Genomic DNA, 5489 nt, shown 5'->3' with positions numbered 1-5489 from the left:
GGTTCGACGGTCGCACCTGCGTGACGATGTCGAGGATCGACCCGTTCTTGAGGAACTTGGGGCTGAAGCCCGCGTACGGGCCGAAGAGCAGGCTCGACTCTCCGTTGACGACGCGCGCGTCCAGGTGTGGAACCGACATCGGCGGGGCGCCGACCGCAGCCTGGCTGTACACCTTGGCGCGGTGTTCCGCGACGATCCTGGGGTTGTCGGTGCGCAGGAACTGTCCGGAGATCGGGAAGACGCCGTAACCCTTGATCTCAGGAATCCCGGACTTCTGCAGTAGTTTCAGCGCCCAGCCGCCAGCGCCGACGAAGACGAACCGCGCACGGGTTACCCCAGGAGTCTTGCCGACGAGCAGGCGGTGACGGATGAGCCAGGTCCCGTCCTTCTGCTTCTTCAGTCCGCGGACCTCGGTGTTGAGACGGACCTTTGCGCCGGCATCCGTTGCCGCGTCGAACAGCTGGTGGGTCAGCGCGCCGAAGTCGACGTCGGTTCCAGAGGCGACGCGGGTGGCCGCAAACGGCTCGCCCTTGAGGCGCTTCTTCATGAGCAGCGGAGCCCACTTGTGGATGACGCGGGAGTCCTCGGAGTACTCCATGTCGTCGAACAGCGGCTGCTTTTTGAGAATGTTGTACCGCTCGCGCAGGTAGGCCACGTTCTTCTCGCCCTGCACGAACGTCATGTGCGGGGTCGGGTTGATGAAGGTGGAAGGGTCACGAAGGATGCCACGGGCGACGAGCGAAGACCAGAACTGGCGGCTCAACTGGAACTGCTCATTGACGCTGATCGCCTTGGATGGGTCGAGCGAGCCGTCCTTGCTCTCAGGCATGTAGTTGAGCTCGCACAGGGCGGCGTGGCCGGTGCCTGCATTGTTCCACGGGTTCGAGCTCTCCTGGGCGACGTCGCCGAGCCGTTCGAAGATTTCGATGGTCCAGTCCGGCTGAAGCTGCTTGATCAGGGCTGCGAGAGTTGCGCTCATGATGCCGCCACCGATCAGGGCGACATCCACCGGGTTGGAAGAGGTCATGGTCCTAGTTTAGGCGGCGGGAAGAAGGTGCCGCGCACGCTCGGTGGCGGGTGCGGTCGGCGTGCGGGGCGTTGCCCTCACCGCTCAACGGGTGGTTCTGTCGAGCGCGCTTGCTCGACAGGGGCGGTGCCCTCCGCACGGAGGTCCCTGTTGAGTGTGCGCAGCGGCTAGCGGGTGGGTGCCGGACGCCCGGCGATCCGGTTGCCGCCGGATTCCTGAGCGGCCTTCACCAGGCCGCGCACCTCGGCGGTGAGCGCTGCGATGTCGGGCTCGCCCGGCTCCGCCATGACGACCCCCCAGCTGACGGCGAGGCGGATCCCTGTCGATTTCTCGACCGGCTCGTCGACGAGGGCCAGGCGCACCCGTTCGATGATGTCGTACGCCTGCTCGAGATCCTCCGCCATGACGACGCACGCGAACTGTGCGCCTGCCCGGCGCCCGATGATGGCGGTGGACGGCAGGTGGTCCTGCAGGATGGCACTGAACGACTCGATCGTGTCGTCACCGAACGTGCGACCGAAGGCTGTGTTCATGTCGGCCAGGTTGTCGATCTCAGCACCGATGAAGGCAACACGCTCCCCATGGCGGCTGGCACGGCGGATGCGATCGGCAGCCGGCGTCGAGAACATCGCGTCAGGAAGGATGCCGTTCCAATTGCCTTGCTCGAACGGCCGGGAGTGGCGGGGACCTGAACGTTCGGCCCGCAGGATCGACATCGACGTCGACGCCACGATGACGAAGAGGATGGTGACGAAGGTGGTCGTCTCTGTGCCGAAGGCATCCTGGAAGAGTTCGCTGTCTGGCGTCGCGATCAGGAAGACGAAGGCTCGGCATCCGTAGTAGGCGGCGACGATCAGCAGCAATATCGCGAGGATGCGCGCGTTGAGGTTGCGTCGCATCCGCCCCCGGAGGGCTTCTGCTCCGGCCAGCGCTGCGAACACGGCCACACCGAGGAGGAAGACGAACCCGCCGGCCCAGTCGCCGGCTTCCGGGCTTTCGAGTGCCGCGGCAAGCGCGGCCACCGCCGAGCCGCCGAGGGCGGCCGCCAGGCGGGACGCACGGCCGTTGAAGATCCGCGATCCGGCCCAGACACATCCCATGGCGAGGACGAGGGAGGCGTTACCGACCATGATCGCCCACCATGCCGTGCGCTCAGCACCCCAGATGGCATAGGAGACGGTGGCGAGGATGCCGGCGATGAAAGCCGCACTCCACACGCGCCCCGTCGGGTCGTTGCGGCCGAACACCGTGTTACAGACGAACGACACACCGCAGATGGCGACCACCATTCCGCTCGCAATCAGCAGAGTCTGAAGATCAAGCATGGATGCCCCGCTGTCTGCCACTGTCTGCCGGTGTTGTCATTGTTCAGCGTCCTCGTCGTTGATGCGCGGAAGGGTGACCACCATGGTCGTCCCGCTGGGGCTGCTGGCGGACATCCGGACGTCGCCGCCATGGGCGCGGGCAATCTCGCGGCTGATGCTCAGACCTAACCCGGTGCCATGGATGGTGGTGTTGCGCACGGATTCCGCACGGTAGAACCGCGAGAACAGGTTGCGCTGCTCTTCTTCGGTCATCCCGCGGCCGGTGTCCGACACAAAGATCTCGACCTCGTCCACATCGCCGATGACGGCGATGCTCACCCGGCCGCCGGTGTTGTTGTACTTGACCGCATTCGAGAGCAGGTTGTCGATGACCTGGCGGATTCTAAACTCGTCCGCCTGCACGATCGGGTCGCCGATCGAAGTGAGCAGCAGCGAGATCTTGCGCTCCTCGGCCATCGGCTTCAGCGCCTGGATCGACTGCTTGGCGATCACCGCAACGTCGGTCGGGGCGAAATTCAGCAGGAAACCGACCTGGTCGTCGTGGGATGCCATGAGCAGGTCCGACACAAGGGATAGCAGGCGGTCAGCGTTCTTCAGGGCGACTTCGATGTGGGTGCGGCTCTCTTCGCCGACATCGTCGCCGTCGAGCACGAGTTCCAAGTAACCGAGGATGGAGGTCAGCGGTGTGCGCAGTTCATGGGAAACCGAAACGACGAGGTCGTCGCGAGCACCGATCGCTTCCAGCTCGCGGGTGATGTCGCGAGACACCCACACGGACCCGTCCTGTTGCCCGGCCGCGTTCGACAGGGGCCGCCCGGTTACCGCGAGTGCCATCCGGTATCCGCCCGGTTCGCCGTACCACATGACGACATCGTCGAACGATTCACCGCGGGCGAGGCGCTTGTGCGGGCGCTCCTCCTCGGGGAACGGTGTCACGCGATCTTCGCGGTAGACCACATCCGGGACGATCTCGCTCTCGTCGAAGCCGAACTGGCGCAACCGCTTCCGGTGAGCCCGGTTGACCATCGTCGGCCTGCCCATTTTGTCGTACGCGACGACGCCGAAGGTAACCGCGTTGATCACTTCGTCGAGGGTACGTTCCTGCCGCCGGGTCCGGTCGTAGGCCTCCTCGAGCAGCATGGCCTGCTGGCGGAGCAGGCGCCGCTGGGCGAGGTTCTTCTGTGTGCCGATATAGCTTGCCGTGGCAACGAAGGCGAACACGATCGCCAGCACGAGCAGCGTGGGGAGGCGGACTGTGTTGCTCGGGTTGACGAACCAGTTGATCCCGACGGCGAGGGTGGACAGCGTGGGAGCGAGAACGGCCCCGAACATCTGGTAATACGTGGCGAGCCAGATCACCGGGAAGACAAGGAAGAGCGCCGCACCAAGGGACTGCTCACCGGCTTCGATCAGGGCGATGCCGAGAATGTCCAGGATCGGCAGGGCGATCGTCGCGCGACTGGGCAGTTTGCGCCACGGCACAGCGGATGCCGCCATCGTGGTCAGGAAGATGACCGCGACGCCCACAAGCAGGAGCAGTTCACTCGACAGGCGGATGTCGACGACGAGCAAGATGCAGACGAGGATGAGCACGCCGACCGCGAGAAGCAGCTGCCACAGGAACACCGAACGCTCGAGGCGTTCCCGCCCGTGCGATTTCATCGGCGATGCCGAGGGACTGCTCATGTGTGAACACTAGCAACGCTGGACGGCGGTCGGCGCCGCTGAATACGTGTGTTAGCGCGCGACGCGCGCGCTAGGTGTACTGCCCAGGGACGTTGGTTGAATCGGTGTGACGACTCGCTGTAGTTGCTGCGAATGAGGTGAGGACCTCCGGTTGCAGAGTGGGAGTTGCTTAGACAAACACTCTCGACAGCCAGGAGGTCCTCGATGTCCCACGCTAATGCTGCTCTGACTCCACGCCAACGACTTCGGGTGGCGCGGCTGATCGTTGATGACGGTTGGCCGGTATCGCAGGCCGCGAAAGTGTTCAATTGTGCCTGGCCGACGGCGAACCGGTGGGCTGAACGATATGCGGCGATGGGTGAGGCCGGGATGCAGGATCGGTCGTCCCGGCCGCACCGAATCCCGAACCGGACCGCGCCGGATCTGGTGCGGAAAATCGTTCAGCTGCGATGGCGAAAACGACTCGGCCCAGTCCAAATTGGGGCGACGGTCGGGGTTCCGGCGTCGACGGTTCATGCGGTCCTGGTCCGGTGCCGGCTGAACCGGCTGTCTCATGTTGACCGGCGAACCGGTGAAGTGGTGCGCCGATACGAGCACGAGACACCGGGCGCGATGATCCACGTCGATGTGAAGAAACTCGGCAACATCCCGGACGGCGGCGGGTGGCGTTACGTCGGCCGGCAACAGGGAGAGCGGAACCGGGCGGCGACGCCCGGCAAATCCAAGAGCGCCTATCGGCACCCGAAGATCGGCACAGCGTTCGTTCACACCGTGATCGATGACCACTCCCGGGTCGCCTACGCCGAGATCCACGATGACGAAACCGCGGCCACCGCCGTCAGCGTTCTGCGCCGGGCGGTGTCCTGGTTCGCCGCCCGCGGCGTTGTCGTTGAACGGGTGCTCTCCGACAACGGCTCCGCCTACAAGTCCCACCTCTGGCGCGACACCTGCACCGAGCTGGGTATCAAGGCGAAGAAGACCCGCCCCTATCGTCCGCAGACGAACGGGAAGATCGAACGTTTCCACCGCACCCTCGCCGACGGTTGGGCGTTCAGCAAGCACTACACAACCGAATCAGCCCGCCGGAACGCGCTTCCGGCCTGGCTGCATGGTTACAATCACCACAGACCCCACACCGCTATCGGAGGCCACCCACCCATCAGCCGGTTAACCAACCTGCCTGGGCAGTACATCTAGTTGGCGGGCATATCGCACGCGCACGTCCCGGTCAGTCGATTGGGGACTGCTGTCGGTTTGTTTGACTCCTGACTTGTGAGGATTTCGGTTCTCACGGAAGGATGTTTCCCGTGCCCAAAGCTTCCCCTGGAATTCCGCCGAGACGTCGTGGCTGTTGCCCGCAAAGGCGAGGCGCCGATCTCTCGGATCGCGAAGGACTTCGGAATCTCTGAATCCTGTCTGCAACGCTGGCTGAAACTGGCCGACATCGAGGA

Annotated in this window: 5 protein-coding genes; 2 read left to right on the top strand and 3 right to left on the bottom strand. The window is 64.5% G+C overall.

All coding sequences use genetic code 11. The features are described from left to right. The 3 genes from JWP90_RS07035 to JWP90_RS07025 form a co-directional block, all read right to left on the bottom strand. On the bottom strand, positions 1 to 1027 hold a 1027-nt coding region (locus JWP90_RS07035; protein WP_297361644.1), incomplete at its 3' end, for a malate:quinone oxidoreductase. Positions 1028 to 1194: 167 nt separating this feature from the next. Beyond that, a complete protein-coding gene (locus JWP90_RS07030) occupies positions 1195 to 2352 on the bottom strand; it encodes a diguanylate cyclase (protein ID WP_297361642.1) in 1158 nt (385 codons plus the stop codon). A 36-nt stretch (positions 2353 to 2388) separates the two neighbouring features. Further along, positions 2389 to 4038, bottom strand: a complete 1650-nt coding sequence (locus tag JWP90_RS07025; RefSeq protein ID WP_297361639.1) for an ATP-binding protein — start codon at positions 4036 to 4038, stop codon at positions 2389 to 2391. Between the two features lie 204 nt (positions 4039 to 4242). Here JWP90_RS07025 and JWP90_RS07020 point away from each other — a divergent pair, with 204 nt between their 5' ends. Both JWP90_RS07020 and JWP90_RS13180 read left to right on the top strand, forming a co-directional pair. After that, entirely contained in the window at positions 4243 to 5235 is a 993-nt protein-coding gene (locus JWP90_RS07020; protein ID WP_297361636.1) for an IS481 family transposase, read from the top strand. A gap of 81 nt (positions 5236 to 5316) precedes the next feature. Beyond that, on the top strand, positions 5317 to 5489 hold a 173-nt coding region (locus JWP90_RS13180), incomplete at its 3' end, for a transposase (protein WP_367182683.1).

This window comes from Mycetocola sp., from assembly GCF_025464835.1.
Taxonomy (GTDB): Bacteria; Actinomycetota; Actinomycetes; order Actinomycetales; family Microbacteriaceae; genus Mycetocola_A.
This window is presented reverse-complemented; position numbering and strand designations above follow the sequence as displayed.

Coding starts and splice junctions, on each gene's coding strand:
- JWP90_RS07030 (WP_297361642.1), bottom strand. CDS start 2,352: ATGCTTGATCTTCAGACTCTGCTGATTGCGAGCGGAATGGTGGTCGCC.
- JWP90_RS07020 (WP_297361636.1), top strand. CDS start 4,243: ATGTCCCACGCTAATGCTGCTCTGACTCCACGCCAACGACTTCGGGTG.
- JWP90_RS07025 (WP_297361639.1), bottom strand. CDS start 4,038: ATGAGCAGTCCCTCGGCATCGCCGATGAAATCGCACGGGCGGGAACGC.